We start from the raw sequence: 16,713 nt of genomic DNA on the forward strand, positions 1-16,713 counted from the left end.
TTTCATGAAGTCGCCTCGTTTCCACTGTTTGTAGGGGTACAAACACTGTAACGAACGGGCGGCTTTTTTTCTACCTTTTTTTGGCTAATCAACAGGCCTACATTATTGTATCTTATTTTTCTATAAAGCATGCTGGAAGGGGTATTGTGGAAGATTTAAGGTACAATATTGCACTTAATCTCCATTTATCGGTAGCTGCAGAGGATTTAAGGTACAAAAATGCCGTTAATTACACTTGAATCCTTCGTATATAAGTAAACAAGGTTGATTCAGAATCAAATTTCAATTCACCTCTGGTTAAAACACAAAAAGCCGCAAATACGCGGCTATTAAGTGTGTTTGTTCAAGCTCATCTAATCCTAAGTGACAGCTTTATTAGCGATGTCCCTCACGTCTATGATTCTGACATTGGTACTGTATAATGCCGAATCACTGGTCACCTTGAACGATGGGTATGTCGGGTCCGCTTCCAGCTTCAACACATTGTCAAACAAGCTTTCCTGCTGCCTGTCGATCAGAAAAGTAAACGTGCTTACCGTAACCTTAATGTCTGTGTCAAGGGGCTGTTCAAGAATCCCGATGGCCAGCACCCCGTTGCACCCGCAATTTTCGGTATCATAAAAGAGCTTGAAAAAACCGGGGCGTTCCCCCAAACTTTGTGCTAATCTGTCTTCCGTGTAAGCATCTATTAGAATGATCACTTTTTGTCCCCCCATACAGGCATATGCCCTTATAGCTTACCGGTTAAAAATTGGGCCTCGCCTAGACCAAAACTCCAATCAGCACCTGTATTTTCGACGATATTTACCATCAAATCGCTTGGAGCGATGCCACACTCCACTTCTAGCCGCTTAGCGAGTAGGGAATAGAGCTTTTGTTTCTTCTCCTTTGGCCGGGCTTTGCTTACGATGGATAGAACAACTAAATTATTAGTACGGTTAAGTCCTAACCCCGTATCTTCAATAATCATATGCTCTTCTGGGTGTTCATGAACAATTTGATAACGATCCCGCTGGGGAACGTCGAATACCTCTACGACCACCGTATGAACAACATCTAAAAGCTTTTTCAGAGTTACTTTATCGCGCCCTTCAATTAGATCAAAACGAAGTAAAGGCATATCGGTTCTCTCCTTCTTTATTAGAAACTCTTGTGTATGCTAATTGCTTGCTCGATGGTTTGCTTAACGATTGTCTCTGCAGATTGTTCACTTACTAACCTAAGACCTTGCCCTGCCCACAGAGACATATACTCAGGGTCGTTCGCTTTTGCAGCTGCCTGGCGAATCTCCCTCGTCAATGTGTTTTGTACGGGATAGGCAGGGATTGTTCCGGAATACTGCCCCATGTCATTCATGAATTTTGTGCGAATACCTCTTGCTGCTTTTCCCGAGTATGCACATGTAATTTCAGTGGAGTCCTCATTGGATGAGAGGAGCTTTTGTTTGTACGCTTCATGGGCACCACTCTCCGGAGACGCCAGAAAGGCAGTACCCATCTGTACAGCGCCAGCCCCTAATGCGAGACTTGCAAGGAGTCCCCTCCCATCCATGATCCCCCCGGATGCGATGACGGGAACCGACACGTGATCAACAATCTGTGGAACAAGAGCCATGGTGCCGATCAGAGACCCGGAAACATTGTTTAAAAATGTGCCTCGGTGACCTCCTGCCTCATATCCCTGTGCCACAATTGCGTTTACACCAGCCATGTCTAATTGTCTGGCTTCCTCAACAGTTGTTGCAGTCCCTATTACGACAGTACCTTGCTGCTTCATAGCTTGAATGACTTCTTGTGCTGGTATGCCAAAAGTAAAACTAAACACCGGAACCTTCTCTTCACGCAATACTTGCACTTGCTCCTCAAAGTGTTCCTGAGATTCAAAAGACGGTGGGGTTTGCGCAATTCCATATCTGACATGGTATTTACTAAGATGATCCATCATTTGAAGTACTGCTTCTTCACTATCTTCCGGTTGCTCAGGCACAAACAAATTGACTCCAAAAGGCTTATCTGTGAGCTCTCTGATCTTGTGGATGGTACTTCGGAGCTGCTCCGGCGTTAAGTATCCCGCTCCTAGATTGCCCAAGGCTCCGGCATTTGAAACAGCTGCTACTAAGTCAGGAGTTGTGGGACCCCCTGCCATCGGCGCTTGGAATATTGGATACCGAATGTTAAGCGTACGTGTTAACTCCGTTTCAAACACCGATGAACGCCCCCATCTCCGTAAGAGGTATTAGTGTCGTATACAGCATACGATTCAAACTCTTCTTGTGACAAGTGTCCTGGGGCAGATTTAATGTGTTCCAATAGTCCTTGTCTCTGAATGAGCATGGCTGATTGAAACATCGACACCTGCACTCTGTAGGAGCCCCCTTCCTTAGCTCGACGCGAGAGTGCCACCATAGCACCGAACGTGCCAAGGAATCCAGTAAGAAAATCGCACAGATACACGGGCGTTAACTTGGGTTGACCAGCTTAAGAATCAAACAATGATCGTATTTGAGTCTGGGTGTTTTTATAGAGATACCTTTGAGAAGTGGTTACGATCTAAGGGGATTAGTCCATCAAAATTAATGGAACTCAACACTTTGGATGGATTGATTGGGTGTGTTAAAGCCGGGTTGGGTATTTCTCTGTTAACAAAATCTGCTGCAAAGCATCTTCATCAGGATGAAAATATTAAACAGTTCGCATTGCCAAATGAATACGCTAAGGTCTCGACAAAGTTCATTTACCATAAAGATATCGCTAAAACATGCGCATTCAGTGAATTTATTAGGGTTTTAGATCTTGTGGATGCAAAATAGATTGTCAGTTCTAGCTGCCTACGTAAAGATCAAATGGACGCTGAATGGATAATTTTAGGTGGACTTGTTCATCGATAAATGGTACATTATTTCGAGATAAACAGTACAGGCGTTCGCATTTCTTATATGTTATTTTGATCACGCGCAAGTCGGGACATACGTTTAGGCACATACTATTTATATTTGGGGAGGCCGTCGGAATGGTAAAGAATTCTGCATATCGAACAAACATAATAGGTGCTGGCGAGGTTGGTAGCGCCGTCACGGTTGAGATGGATAAGAATTCTATTCATAAAACAAATAGCATCTTTTGGGACACACAAGGAAATGACGTCATAGGAGCAACCGCACTCCCTTTCTATGGAGCATTTGTCTCAGAAGAGAAACTCCAGCTTTTTGGCGATGTTTCAGGGAAAACAATGCTGGAGATTGGCTGTGGAAGCGGTCATTCCTTGCAATATCTGGGGGAACGCGGAGCCTCTGAATTATGGGGTACAGATATCTCAGAACGACAAATCGAAAAAGCAGCGCAACATTTAGCGGCATCCGGTCTTTCAGCAAAATTTATCTGTTCTCCCATGGAAGAAGAATGTGGCATACCCGTGGATTATTTTGACTTTGTTTATTCTGTTTATGCCATAGGCTGGACCACCGATCTTGAGGGTACTTTTAGCCGGATTGCTTCTTATCTAAAAAAAGACGGTGTGTTTATTTTCAGCTGGTCTCACCCTATACATAAATGTGTTGCTGCAGAAAATGATATGCTTGCTTTTAAAAAATGCTATTTCGATGAATCTTGGTATTCGGTAGCTCTTGGTGAGGGTGAAATAACCTTATCGGACCGCAAACTATCAACCTATGTGAACGCGCTCTCAAAAGCGGGATTTGTTATAGAGGAAATGGTCGAGGAATCTGATGAAGATCTTTTGCAATCACATGACGAGAGCAGTGATTTTGCCAAAAAAGCAAAAATGCTCCCGGTAACTTTTGTGATCAAAGCAAAAAAACGATAATATCCGATAGTGCAATCATGAGATACGGAGAATGTATTCCGATTACCCTGTGCGTAAATAGAGCAATCGCCTTAAAGGCGACTGCTCTACTGATTTTTATTTATCTAACATCTGTTTCTTGAGTAGCATTATTTGTCCAACTTCCATACACTACCTCAAATTAATCTCCCGGATCTTTTCTAGCGCTACTTTCGGTTTACGGTCTTCGGTCAGCAGGCCGTTTACTTCATCCTGCACGTCCGTAATCTGAGTATAACAGTAGCCGGAAATAAACGGAATGGCTTTAATCGCTCTGGTTATACTGCCAAACCGCTCCAGGAAAGCTTCCTCGTTATCCACTTGATTGCCGTAACCCCAGCCCTGTTCGCTCTTGAAAGCAATTCCTCCAAATTCGCTGATGATAATCGGCTGGCCTTTATAACTGTAGCCTTGGGCGAACGCAAACTTCCACTCGTTGTACGTACCGCTATTACCGGTGATAGAGTCTTTATCCTTGTAAGTTTCGTACAAATCCTCACCCCGCTCCACGTAATCATGAAGGGTCAAAATATCAGAAACGGTGTGCTCCCATCCGTCATTGGTGATGACCGGACGATAAGGATCGATAGATTTGGTTAGATGATAAATGCCTTCCGTAAATTTTTGCTGCCGGACATCATGAATAATATTCTGAATGCCCCACGATTCGTTAAATGGCACCCAAGTGATAATGCAAGGATGATTGTACTGCTGCTGCACGACCTCTAACCATTCCTTAGTAAAACGTTCCACAGCCTCATCGTTATATTCATAAGCGGCTGCCATTTCGGACCAGACCAGCATACCTTTGACATCGCACCAGTATAGGAACCGGGCGTCTTCAATTTTCATATGCTTACGCAGACCATTGTAGCCCATCTCGGCGATCGCCTCGATATCTTCAATCAGCGCCTCTTCGGACGGAGGCGTCAGATGACTTTCGGTCCAGTAGCCCTGATCCAGAATCAATCTTTGGTAAAGGGGAATATTGTTCAGCAGGATTTGGCCGCCCTTGATCGAGATTTTGCGCATACCGAAATAAGAGCCCACCCGGTCGATCTCCCGTTCTCCTTCGTAAAGCACAAACTCCACGTCAAACAGATTCGGATTGCCCGGTGACCACAGGTTTTGCAGCCAAGGCCCGTTAATGCCGTTCATCATGCTGGTTTCCACTGTTAGCCAGTCTCTGTCCACCGAAAGGCTCAGCTTTCTTACCGTTTCCCCCTTAAATGTAATTTCCGTCTCCAGCCGGAGATCCTTTTTGTCTTTCGTACCCTGCATGCGAAAATCAAACCGGATCATTTGACGATCAATGTCCGGCGTCATTTTCACCATATCCAGGCGGGTTTCATGAACATGTTCGAGCCAGACGCTTTTCCAAATGCCTGTCGTTTGCACATAGAATGAGTCATGATTCCGGCCGGCCCAGCGCTGCTTGCCCCGGGGTTGCAGACAGCTGTCACTGTCTTCGACCTTCAGCACAATCTCATTTTCACCGCCTTGCCCCAGCAGATCGGTAATATCAAAGGAAAACCGGGCGTAGGCCCCTTCATGTTCCCCCGCAAAACTACCGTTAACCCAGCAGGTAGCTTTATAATCCACACCTTCAAAATGCAATATCGTCCGTTTCCCTTCCGCCTCAGGAGATAGCGTCAGTTGTCTGCGGTACCAGATCTGCGGATGGAATTTCTCCTCGCCGATCCCGCTCGCCCCTGTTTCATAGGTAAACGGAACGTTTATTTTTTGTGAGTCCGGAAAATGGTCCATCCAACGTTCTGCAACGCCGGCTTTGTTATCATCGAAGCTAAAATCCCACTCCCCGTTTAGATCCAGCCATAGGCTCCGTACAAATTGGGGTCGCGGGTAGTTTTTCATATAAAATTTCGTAGCTGCTGCAGTCACTTTAGCATCGATCCTCTCTCTTATCACTGAAGTATTATCTGTATGCCTTTCACAGATTACTATCTTGTTCAAAGAAAGAAAATGATTTATCCTATCTAAAGACTGATCTATTATCTTATTAAGGGGCGAAATCCATTGATGCTTTTAAAGAGGTGCGGATATAATGTAATCCATCCAGAGGGCTTTACCGTCGACCGCCCGGTCGGCTCAGGGGATTTCGTCTTTGTCTTCTTCCGGAGTAGAATGGAACTGAGGATTCAATCACAGGTTATGTTTGCTGAACCCAATACCTTTATTATTTTCAACAAAAACAGCCCGTATTTCTACCGTGATGCCGAACAACCGCTGGTCCATGACTGGTTCCATTTTGATATGGAGGCTGCAAATGCTTTTTTTGATAAGCTGAATCTCCCTCTGGATACCTTAATTAAAGCATATGACCCCTTCTATATTTCCAGAAAAGTGAATGAGATTCATTGGGAGAATCTGCAGAACGGAACCTTCCGCAATGAAATCATCGACTACACCATTCGCTCTCTGTTCATGAAGCTTAGCGATATTCGGAATCATGTGGAGCCTCACAACCAAATTAGTAAATACTATGATTCGTTCCTGAATTTGAGAAATGAAGTGTTCAGTTCTCCTTCTGTTTGGTATACCGTCGAATTTTTGGCAGATAAGATGAATATGAGCCGGTCTTATTTTCAGCATATGTACAAGCAAATCTTCGGCATATCGGTAATTAATGACATCATTCTTAACAGACTAGGACATGCCTCCTATTTACTGAAGAACACATCGTATACAATTAGCCATATTTCCGGCATTTGCGGTTATGAGAACGATGTACACTTTATGCGGCAATTCAAAAAGTTCGTAGGTCTAACCCCGAGTGAATTCAGAGGAAGGTCTGATGTTGGTCATTAATTCTACGTAGAATAAATACTTGGAAAAATAGTTACTTAAACCTTTTTCTTCATTATATAAAAGGATGTCACTTTGTTAGTACTAGTCATCATTTCAAATCCTGAGTTTTTCCTGTTGCCCCAATGGGCCGTGCTGCCTGTGACAGTAAACCAGCAACGTTTACCGCGATGAGTATAATCATTAGGGCACGAAGTAAACCAACAGACTCCCCTATGAGTCCTATTAAAGGTGGCCCGGCGAGTGATGCGAGATAACCAAGTGTCGATACTACACTCACTCTTGCGGCTACACCGCGTGGATCGTCTCCAGCTGCAGACATGCCTACCGGAAATCCGCATGCTGCGCCTATTCCCCAGAACACAACTCCAACAATGGCAAACTGATAGCTTTGGCCAAATATTACAATGAGTAGACCCATAATCGCTGAAATTGAAGAAAATCGCAGGATAGCAACTCTACCAAATCGATTAAGCAAGAAACCGCCGGTTATACGGAATATCGTCATAGCCGCTACAAATAGACTGTAAGCTATAGAGCCTAGGGCTGGTGTAACATTATACCCGTCCACCATAATTAGCGGGATCCAGTCGTTTGCCGAACCTTCAGCAAAAGCCATTCCTAGAACGATAATACCAATCAGAATGGTTCTTCGCTCTTTCCACACTGCCATTCGTTCCTTCGCACTCACTGGCGGTTCTGTAACATCAGCCCCTATTTCTTTCCCGGTACCTTCAGGGATGTGCCGACAGAAATAGAAAGCCAAAACTATAATAATTGCAATAGCAAAGCCCATGTGAATTGGCACTGAAATCCCCAACTTAATTGCACTGGCTCCGGCTAATGCACCCAATAACATGCCAAAGCTATATGCAGCATGAAAGCTGGTCAGAATGGATTGTTGTACAGCTCTTTCAATGGCTGTTCCCTCCACATTCATTGCGACTCCACATATTCCATGTCCGAATCCATATATCGCTAACCCCAGAAACACTGTGATACTACTATTTATCCATGACCCGCCTATGCCTACTGCAAATAGTCCAATACAACTGAGTGACAAACCTGATGCAATAATAAGGCGGCCGCCTTTATGAGCAACCAAATGACCTGCAGTCAACAAACCTATAAAAGAACCAACAGACAAGCCCAAAATAATCAAACCCATCTGTGATGTAGAAGCACCTAATGCATCGCGAATTGTTGGTGTGCGTGAAATCCATGAGGATATCGCAAAACCCGGCAATGCAAAAATAACGTATATCGCAATACGCCATAACTTAATTTGCTTAACAGTTAATTTATGATCCATAGCGTTCTCCTTCATTACCACATACATTCCCACTGATTACAGCTTCTATTCAAGAATATGACAATCCCCTAATATTTCCGGCTTATAGCGCATGCTATCTGCATCGGTAATTGAACGAATGACTTTACACGGAACACCTGCAGCAAACGAGTTTTCTGGAATATCGCGTGTTACAACGCTCCCTGCACCAATCACGCAGCCGTCACCGATCGTTACACCTCCACAAACCGTTACATTGGCAGAGAGCCATACATTGTTGCCGATCGTTACGGGCTTTGCGTAGCATAAGGATTTGATGTTCCCATGCTGATCAATCATCTGCTGACGCTCTGCGGCAATAAAGGGATGACTCGGGGTAACAATGGTTACATTGGGACCAAACATTGTATGATTCCCGATGGTAACCTTGGCATCATCCTGCACAGTAAGGTTATAATTGGCGAAGAAATGATCTCCGATCTCGGTATGGACTCCATAATGAAAAAAAATCGGACCTTGCATAAAGCAATGCTCTCCCTTACGAGCAAGCAATTGCTGAAGGATGGCTTCGCGTTCTTCAGTCTGCTCCTCAAACGTACTGCTATATTGTTGGCTAAGGTTGTGAGCACGCCGTTTGATCTTTTTTAGTTCAGGGTGACCCGGACTAAATAATAGGCCACGAAAAACTCTCTCTTCTTCCGTCATCGTTACAACCCCTCTGGTTTAGATTTGTTTTATCTTTGTATTCGATGAAATTATTAAATATTAAATAAATGTACTTTATAAAGTAAATACATAATGTTCGATCTCCACCATTTTGTCAAGGAAGGAATATAAAAAAACCTCGGAAATGTTATCCGAGGCCTTCAATTCCTTTTTACTATATGATTTTAAGCAAGTTGTACCAGCTTATGCCACCGTGCTTGGAATCAGAAAGTCCGTGGTTCACAAATCCTAACTTCTCGTAAAAAGGAACCAGTTCTTCTTTACACGTTAAAGTAATTCCCGATCGTTCATTCTCTATAGATATATACTCCATTTTATCAATTAAATGCTTCGCTAGCCCTTGATTTCTCGCTTGCCTGGATACTGCTAATCCTAATACACTTTGATAGCCTCCCTTCTTTGGATTTTCTTTTATTTTCGTAAAAAGATCATCTGTTATATAAGGCTGAGTAATAATAGGTCCATTAATATAACCCATGATCCGTCCTTCTTGTTCCGCAACAATAAACGTATCAGCGATTAATCCAATTCTCTCCACAAAAGCTTCTTTGCTGGCCGCTTCCTCTTTGGAAAAGCCTTCATTCTCAATGAACAGCAGCTGCTCCAAATCCTTAGGTTGAACATTCCGTAATGTAATCACTATTTTGAATCCCCATTTCGATCTGAACTGATTTAGAAACCGTTCTCTTACACAAGCTTTCGGTTAGTATAACAAATGTCGATAATCAGTTCCACAACAAGGCGGCGAACTGTCATAGCTTATTTCAATAGAAATGTAAAAAGGACTTACAGCATCCCACCGGAAAATCAAAAATCCCCTCATGTTTACAGGAAGCGTTCAAGATCACGCGATCTCTTCTGCCCTGTAAACCACGAGGGGATTTTTTTACTAATGTACTGGCTCTGCATGTTGCATCGCAAGCTTCATTCCATTATTTATTGAAAGTGACCTTCTCCGAACCGCCTTCAAGAATGATCGACGTTTGCCGCGGCTTCGTTTCTGCGATTTTGCGTCCGCCTCTGAAGGAATAAAGCACCCCGGACTGCTTGCGAATAGCTTCGTATTCATTCTCTGCTTCAAGAACGATGAAGTTGGCCGGCTTCCCTTCTTCAATGCCGTACACATCTTCGATCTGCAACGTTCTTGCGCTATTTTTCGTAATGAGATCGATTGAATTCACGATCTGATCGTAACCAAGCAATTGTGAAGCATGGATACCCATGTGCAGCACCTGAAGCATGTTGCCCGTGCCTAGCGGATACCATGGATCGAAAATATCATCATGACCGAAGCACACGTTCAAACCGGCTTCCTGCAATTCTTTGACACGGGTAAGTCCTCTTCTCTTCGGATATGTATCAAAGCGTCCTTGCAGATGGATGTTGACCAGCGGATTGGAGACGAAGTTCAGGTCCGCCATCTTCAACAATCTGAACAATTTGTACGTATATGCGTCATTGTAGGAGCCCATCGCTGTCGTGTGGCTTGCCGTCGTACGGGAGCCCAATCCGCGTTCGTAGGCTTCTTTGGCGACTACTTCTACGAAACGGGATTGTTCATCATCAATTTCATCGCAATGGATATCGATGAGACGGTCATATTTTTCAGCGAGATCAAATGCCACCTTCATGGAATCTACGCCGTATTCCCGCGTGAATTCGAAGTGCGGAATACCGCCGACCACATCAACGCCCATTTTTAGTGCCTCTTCCAGTAGTTCCGCGCCGTTCGGATAAGAGTGAATGCCCTCTTGCGGGAAAGCGACAAGCTGAATATCGACGAATGGTGCCATCTCTTCTTTCACTTCAAGCAGCGCTTTGACTGCGGTCAGACTTGGATCCGTAACGTCCACATGTGTCCGCACATGCTGGATGCCCTGCGCTATTTGCCATTTCAGCGCTGTTTTGGAACGCGTTTTAACATCTTCATGTGTCAGGAATGCCTTACGCTGTGACCAACGTTGGATGCCTTCGAACAGCGTTCCGCTCAAATTCCATTCCGGCTCGCCTGCTGTTAGCGTGGTATCCAAGTGAATATGAGGTTCAATGAACGGTGGCAGTACAAGAGAGCCGTTTACATCAATTACTTCCTCATTTGCAGTTGCTTCAAGCGTCTGCGTAATTTGTTCGAACTTTCCGTCCTTCACGACGATATTCCATAGACCTTCTTTACCCCGCAATTTCGCGTTCTGTATAATCATTTATTTTCCCCATTTCTTTGTTTTGTGTAGATTCTTTCGCAGGAATGATCAGCATCAATACGATGTAGGCGACCGCCGTACCGATCAGTGCGTTCAATGGCGTTACTCCAGGAGCCAGCTGGGCAAATGCAACACCGATAGCCCAAGCCACCATCGCTATCCAGTTTACCTTTTTGAAAGTCATCTCGGCAAATGGTGTGTAGTTTCTACGCTTCACGAAGAAGTAGTCTGCGATGATGATGGCCCCGATCGATGGTACCGCCGCGCCCAGCACATTCAGGAAACCTACGAAATTGTTGTACATCCACATAGCGAATACAGTACCCACGATGCCGTTAACGATTACGAAGAACTTTTTCGAAATTTTAGTGATGTTGGCAAAGCCCAGTCCGGAAGCGTAAAGCGCATTATCGTTGGTCGTCCAGATATTCAGCCCCAGAACGATGATCGCAGGAATGAGCAATCCTTGCAGGAACATGACCTCCGAGATTTCTGCCAGGTTATACGCCATTGCGCCGACTGCACCGAACAGGAACATGAGTGAATTCCCCAGGAAGAAGGCAATAACCGTTGCGGTAACCGCCTGCTTGGACGTCCGGGAAAACCGGGCAAAATCTGGCGTCAACGTACCGCCGCTAATGAATGAACCGATACAAATGGTTAATGCCGCTGCTGCAGTGAGACTTTGTGTAGGTGTGTAATCGAACAGTCCTTGCAGTCCACCGAGCGTGTCTGCGCCTTGGAACATGGAGTAACCGCCAAGAATCGCAATGGCCGGAACCGCAATGTAACCCAGAATAACGAGCGACTTCATGCCGAAGATAGCAGATGCTGTCATGGCGATACCGAACAGGAAGATCAACAGGTACACGTTCCAATCCATCGCTTTGGCGACCGGAATTGCGAACATGGCCACGCCGACACCAAACCATCCGACTTGTGTGAAGCCGAGCAGGAACGAAGGCAGGTACGACCCTTTCTCACCGAACGCATATTTTGCCAGCAAATGTGTGGACAGGCCTGTTTTGGCGGCAATATGCGCCAGTGCCCCCGTATAGATGCCGAGCACCAAATTACCCGCAAGCACGATGCCAATGAACTCCATGAACGTCAAGCTAACACCGAGCGTCCCCCCTGCCAGCATGCTTGCCGAGAAGAAAGTGAACCCTAGCATCACGGATAATGTCTTCCAAAAATGGTTTCTTTGCGTTTTCGGCACTGCTTGCCAGGAAAACTCTTGATCTTGTTTGCTCATCAGAATACCTCCAAGTTAAAGTGTTCTGATACCAAAAAAAGCAGAAAAAAGAGGCTACTCGTCAAGTCTCAAACTGACAAGTAGCCTCTTTTTTACATCATAACCCGCGCGAAGACACAGAGCAGCCCCTGACGGAATATGCCCTGATTCACGCGTGATTATAAAAATCCGCTGCCCTTGCCAGCCTCTCTGGACTGAATTAAAGGTACCAGTATTCAATTAGACTCTATTATTCTGGAAAAACTTGATGTTGTCAATGTCATTATTAACCAATGGTTATTATCCTGAGTTGTTCGCAAGCTTCAATTCTTGTTCCACATAATACAAATCCCCTCCGTTTTTCAGTTGTGAGCTCATTTAATTATGAGTTCATTTACGCTGAAAAACGTGAGGGTAGAATGCTATCTTCTTATTTTTGCTCCAGAAAAATTACTGTTTAGAATACAATTCTTCCATGAAAGCCCCTGCACTATCAATTCCTTCTCTTGCCTCTTCCAGGAAAGAGTGACAGAAAATCCAGTTATGAATCATAGCCGGCCACGATCTGAAACGGATATCGACGCCCGCCAATGCTGCACGTGTCACAAAAGTTAAGGACTCGCTTAACATAACTTCAGCTTCTCCGACCATGACGTAGATTGGGGGCAATCCCCTCAAATCGCCGTGAATCGGCGAGGCATACGGAACTGTCGGTGAGACACCATTTAAATAATTATCAGCTAATTGTTGAATGGCTGCCTTGGTATTAATCGGGTCTACTCCCTCTCTGGTGGTATACGTCTCCCCGGTTAGTCCTAAATCAATCCATGGGGAGATCATGATCCCACCTGCCGGCAATGGTGTTTGGGTATCACGAATGTACATTAAAAGCGCTGCCGTAAGGTTCCCCCCTGCTGATTCACCGGCAATAATGATATTTTGGGGATAATATCCTTGGTCCAGTAACCAACTGTAAGCTTTCATCGCATCTTCAATCGGAGCAGGGAAAGGATGTTCGGGGGCCAGACGATAATTTATAGCCAATGTACGAGCCTTGGCCACTCTCCCGATTTCGCTGGATTCACTCCGATGTGAATTGATACTTCCCATCATATACCCGCCGCCATGCAAATATAATAGCACACGTTCTTCGCAGGACTCAGGGGAAAATTGCCATTCGCCTTGCATTCCATCAATGTCTACCTCTTCTGTTATCAAATCACTTGCTACCGGCAGTGAGCCCCACATCTGTTCTTCTGTAATTTTACGAACCTCATCTACGGACGCTGAATAACTTGGCAGATTATCTTTAAATAGACGATGTGCTCTTAATAATGACTCTTTCATATAACATTACCCCTATCTGAATTTTAGTATATTGATACTTGGTTGATACAAGTTTATTATAATAATGAATTTGAATAATTTGCATAGCGTAACCGATGAATTATAGCCAATTCGCTAAGGAATACTTTGAATTATAGGTACTTCACTTTTAGTTTAAAAGGAGCTAGTTGTAATGGATCAAATAGACAAGCAAATTCTGTTTTATCTTCAGGAACAGGGAAGAATTTCGATGACAGAGCTCGGCAAATATGTGGGCCTATCCCAGCCTGCGGTATCGGAGCGAGTTAGACGAATGGAGGAAAAAGGGGTTATTGAGGGTTATCGGACAGTCCTTTCACCTGAGAAAATAGGCAAAAACGCTGCGGCATACATGCTTTTACGAACTAGAGACTGTTCTGCGTTTCTTGATTTCGCCCGTACATCCCCTTATATAAAAGAGTGTCATCGGATCAGTGGTGATTACAATTATTTATTAAAAGTCGTGACTGACTCTACGTCTTCCATTGAAGAGTTTGGTAAACAGTGTGATAAGTATGGAACTTATACCATTCAGATCATTATGTCGTCACCGATCGAGCATCTGCCTCTCATCTATTCACTTGAAGAAGTTGCAGAATCGGAATGAGTTTCGTATGAAGGTTTAGTATCTCCCGTCTATATAACAAAAAAAAGGCAGGATCTGGGGATACCCTTAACCTGTCTTTTTGCATGTTCTCTGCTTTCTTTTTCTATTGTGCTAAAGCTTCCAAGTCTGGTTGCAATTTGTTTCGCAGAACATACAACATGAAGGCACCAACAAGGAATGCTACAGCATCCGAAATAACAAGCGACCAGATCACACCGTGAAATCCGCTCATTTGATTGGCGATATAGAGCACTGGAATCAGGGTAAGTCCTTGAATTATAGACATAATAAACGCGGCGGTTCCTTGCGCAGTGGCCTGGAAGATCCCTGTGAACAACGACGTCATTCCTGTAATGAACAAGGATAAGAACGTCACGTGCAGAATGTAGCTGCCCATTTCAATTAATAGCGGGTCATTGGTAAACAAACCGATTAAGTGGTCGGAAATCAGATAGACGATGATGCCGAACACGACAGCCAACGCCACTATCGTTTTAATCGTAAATCCAATGGTATGCTTCATACGTAATTTGTTCGCTGCAAAAGTGAAGGCAATGAGCGGCACGACACCCTCACATAATCCCATCAGAATAAACTCAGGAAATTGCAATAAACGTGATGAAATACCGAAGGCTGCTACGGCCTGATCCCCATATTCAATAAGATAATGGTTAAAGATGAGTGACATTGCTCCCATAAAGACACTCATGATAAAAATGGGAATTCCGATTTTGAGTACATTGCTGAGAATCTCCTTGGTAGCCTTGAACCATTTTACCGAGAGGGTAAAGAATTGGCTCTTATATCTGATATGGAAAGCGTAGAATGCACTCGCAACCAAGTTAGAAATGACTGTAGCAGACGCAACGCCGATCACATCCCAATGGAACACGAAGATCACTAATGCATCGAGGAAAATATTCACGACGACACTGAGAATCATACCGACCATTGATGTGATGGCTGCTCCCTCTGAACGTATGATATTCTCCAGCGTGAAGAATAATACGATGAATGGTGAACCGATTAACATGATCGTGACATAGTCCTTCGTAAATCCAAAGGAGTCAGGTGTTGCTCCCAGGCTATGAACGATTGGTTCAATTAACGGGAAGCCGGCAGCCATCAAGATTATACCTAGAATCAAGCTGCTGTAAAAAGCGAATGAAGACACATGCTTTACATCCTCATATCGCTTCTCTCCCAGCAAACGGGAGATGAATGTACCGCTACCGACGCCAATCAAGTTGCCTAGCGCCATAATGATCGCGAATAACGGTAAGGTTAGCGCCAGTGCGGTTAACATGGCAGTATTGCCGAGTGTACCAAGGAAGTAGGCATTCAAGATAGAGTATATAACACTCATTGATGTGCCTAGCATCATCGGTATAGCGAAGTGAGCGACGGCTTTAGCGACCGGGGCTTTTTCAAAGTAATGGAGGTTTTCTGCATCCATAGGGTTCACCACTATCTTTATTTATTTTGAACTTGGTGGAAATGTTCTGCTTACTTATCCTCCGGGTCTTGTGAGTTATCAGTCGAAGCATTTCTATCGTCTCTGGAGGGCCAGCCGAATCCGCGCATGTCGTTACCGCGTCCATCCCGTCCAAACCCGGGGAATCTTCCGCCAAAGCGCTCGTCCCCAGAATTTCTCCACTCTCTGCCCATCTGTTCGCGCATGGCCATTAATCGATCAAATTCCTCTGTTCCCATACGCTCCCGCGCAGCTTTCATCCATATCGCCATGATGTCACGTTCTTCTTCGGTTCCAAGCTCCTCCTCTAAGGCGGCTATGACGCGGGTGAGATATTCCCCGAAAGTAACCTGCTCTTCTGATGACAGACCAGAAAAGATGTTGCCACCGTCTATCTCCTGCTCTTCTTCCTTTTGTCCTTTTTCCGTCAAGTAAATCAAAATAATACGTTTGTCTGTTTCTGAAGGTCTACGTGTGATATATTCCGCTTTCTCCAATTTTGCAAGTAGCTCATTGAGGGATGATACGCGGATGTCCAGCATATAGGACAAATCCTTTGTGCTGATCCCGTCTTTCATCCGGAGAAACGCCAGGATCCTGCCTTGCCCGCGTGATGTGTCTGCCATAGGACCAACAGCGGCGTGGGTTTTAAATTGTTTCCTTTGCAGCAGCCATTGCAGTTTCGCAAGTTTTTCATACAGTTCAGTACTCATGTCCATAATGAATCCTCCTCGATTGGGTTGGTTTATTTTATTTACGGTACCTGTTAATCAATGTAACGGTACCTGTTGATTCGTATTGTAACGGTACCTGTTGAACTTGTCAAAGCTTTTCTTACAGGTACCGTTAATATGTTGATCTAATCTAAGGGCGGACACTTCGCGGCATGGGAGCAGCCAGAGCTGTTCACTGAAGAACTTCGCGTTTCATTCAAGTCGTTACGGTAGCCGTGTCCAGTGGAATTTGCCTGTAAACTACCTTCAATGTATTAAGAAGAGCAGCCGGATATGGCTGCTCTTCTTTATTAAGTACGCCCAGCATGGGCGTCATCTCTAGGGTGAAAGTCCCGAGCGGGGGCTGGCAAGCGCCTACCGTTAGCCAAAGGCAAGGGTGTCCACCGTGAGGTGGAATCTGAAGGAAGCCGGAGGC

General features: G+C 44.7%; 17 protein-coding genes and 1 pseudogene. 4 read left to right on the forward strand and 14 right to left on the reverse strand.

Annotation, left to right across the window (positions count from 1 at the left end):
* Positions 1-359: 359 nt before the first annotated feature.
* The 4 genes and pseudogenes from HPT30_RS01095 to HPT30_RS01110 all read right to left on the reverse strand — a co-directional run.
* A complete protein-coding gene (locus tag HPT30_RS01095; protein WP_312876273.1) occupies positions 360-701 on the reverse strand; it encodes an iron-sulfur cluster biosynthesis family protein in 342 nt (113 codons plus the stop codon).
* A 29-nt stretch (positions 702-730) separates the two neighbouring features.
* A complete protein-coding gene (locus tag HPT30_RS01100) occupies positions 731-1,120 on the reverse strand; it encodes a tautomerase family protein (RefSeq protein ID WP_175369711.1) in 390 nt (129 codons plus the stop codon).
* A 20-nt stretch (positions 1,121-1,140) separates the two neighbouring features.
* On the reverse strand, positions 1,141-2,205 hold the full coding sequence (locus HPT30_RS01105; protein ID WP_175369712.1) for an NAD(P)H-dependent flavin oxidoreductase: 1,065 nt from the start codon (positions 2,203-2,205) through the stop codon (positions 1,141-1,143).
* Positions 2,187-2,462 (reverse strand): annotated as a pseudogene (locus HPT30_RS01110) (CoA transferase); the annotation flags it as partial. The gene HPT30_RS01105 and the pseudogene HPT30_RS01110, both read right to left, overlap by 19 nt.
* A 29-nt stretch (positions 2,463-2,491) precedes the next feature.
* Between HPT30_RS01110 and HPT30_RS01115 the strand changes: the two are divergent.
* Entirely contained in the window at positions 2,492-2,809 is a 318-nt protein-coding gene (locus tag HPT30_RS01115) for a LysR substrate-binding domain-containing protein (RefSeq protein WP_175369714.1), read from the forward strand.
* Between the two features lie 200 nt (positions 2,810-3,009).
* Positions 3,010-3,822 (forward strand): class I SAM-dependent methyltransferase, encoded by an 813-nt coding sequence (locus HPT30_RS01120; RefSeq protein WP_175369715.1) that lies wholly within the window; start codon positions 3,010-3,012, stop codon positions 3,820-3,822.
* Between the two features lie 150 nt (positions 3,823-3,972).
* Here the strand turns inward: HPT30_RS01120 and HPT30_RS01125 are convergent, their stop codons facing one another.
* Positions 3,973-5,715, reverse strand: a complete 1,743-nt coding sequence (locus HPT30_RS01125) for a glycoside hydrolase family 2 protein (RefSeq protein ID WP_175369716.1) — start codon at positions 5,713-5,715, stop codon at positions 3,973-3,975.
* 165 nt (positions 5,716-5,880) lie between these two features.
* Here HPT30_RS01125 and HPT30_RS01130 point away from each other — a divergent pair, with 165 nt between their 5' ends.
* The gene (locus HPT30_RS01130; protein WP_175369726.1) at positions 5,881-6,669 is read left to right on the forward strand and encodes a helix-turn-helix domain-containing protein; all 789 of its coding nucleotides are present in this window, start codon (positions 5,881-5,883) and stop codon (positions 6,667-6,669) included.
* 88 nt (positions 6,670-6,757) lie between these two features.
* Here the strand turns inward: HPT30_RS01130 and HPT30_RS01135 are convergent, their stop codons facing one another.
* From HPT30_RS01135 to HPT30_RS01160, 6 genes are all read right to left on the reverse strand, one after another.
* A complete protein-coding gene (locus HPT30_RS01135; protein ID WP_175369717.1) occupies positions 6,758-7,978 on the reverse strand; it encodes an MFS transporter in 1,221 nt (406 codons plus the stop codon).
* Between the two features lie 45 nt (positions 7,979-8,023).
* Entirely contained in the window at positions 8,024-8,662 is a 639-nt protein-coding gene (locus HPT30_RS01140) for a sugar O-acetyltransferase (RefSeq protein WP_175369718.1), read from the reverse strand.
* A gap of 175 nt (positions 8,663-8,837) precedes the next feature.
* A complete protein-coding gene (locus HPT30_RS01145) occupies positions 8,838-9,323 on the reverse strand; it encodes a GNAT family N-acetyltransferase (protein WP_175369719.1) in 486 nt (161 codons plus the stop codon).
* Between the two features lie 292 nt (positions 9,324-9,615).
* Positions 9,616-10,884 carry a cytosine deaminase gene (locus HPT30_RS01150; RefSeq protein ID WP_175369720.1) on the reverse strand — a complete coding sequence of 423 codons (1,269 nt, stop codon included), beginning with the start codon at positions 10,882-10,884 and terminating at the stop codon, positions 9,616-9,618.
* The gene (gene codB / locus HPT30_RS01155; RefSeq protein ID WP_175369721.1) at positions 10,853-12,139 is read right to left on the reverse strand and encodes a cytosine permease; all 1,287 of its coding nucleotides are present in this window, start codon (positions 12,137-12,139) and stop codon (positions 10,853-10,855) included. The genes HPT30_RS01150 and codB overlap by 32 nt, the downstream gene beginning before the upstream one ends.
* Positions 12,140-12,568: 429 nt before the next feature.
* Positions 12,569-13,465 (reverse strand): alpha/beta hydrolase, encoded by an 897-nt coding sequence (locus HPT30_RS01160; RefSeq protein ID WP_175369722.1) that lies wholly within the window; start codon positions 13,463-13,465, stop codon positions 12,569-12,571.
* Positions 13,466-13,637: 172 nt separating this feature from the next.
* Between HPT30_RS01160 and HPT30_RS01165 the strand changes: the two genes are divergently transcribed.
* Positions 13,638-14,090 carry an Lrp/AsnC family transcriptional regulator gene (locus HPT30_RS01165; protein WP_175369723.1) on the forward strand — a complete coding sequence of 151 codons (453 nt, stop codon included), beginning with the start codon at positions 13,638-13,640 and terminating at the stop codon, positions 14,088-14,090.
* A gap of 103 nt (positions 14,091-14,193) precedes the next feature.
* Here HPT30_RS01165 and HPT30_RS01170 read toward each other — a convergent pair whose 3' ends face one another.
* The 3 genes from HPT30_RS01170 to HPT30_RS29510 form a co-directional block, all read right to left on the reverse strand.
* A complete protein-coding gene (locus tag HPT30_RS01170; RefSeq protein ID WP_175369724.1) occupies positions 14,194-15,546 on the reverse strand; it encodes an MATE family efflux transporter in 1,353 nt (450 codons plus the stop codon).
* 50 nt (positions 15,547-15,596) lie between these two features.
* Positions 15,597-16,283, reverse strand: a complete 687-nt coding sequence (locus HPT30_RS01175) for a MarR family winged helix-turn-helix transcriptional regulator (protein ID WP_175369725.1) — start codon at positions 16,281-16,283, stop codon at positions 15,597-15,599.
* Positions 16,284-16,494: 211 nt separating this feature from the next.
* The coding region (locus HPT30_RS29510) for a hypothetical protein (RefSeq protein WP_217622206.1) at positions 16,495-16,713 on the reverse strand (219 nt) is incomplete at its 5' end.

Source organism: Paenibacillus agri (genome assembly GCF_013359945.1).
Lineage (GTDB): Bacteria > Bacillota > Bacilli > Paenibacillales > Paenibacillaceae > Paenibacillus_AQ > Paenibacillus_AQ agri.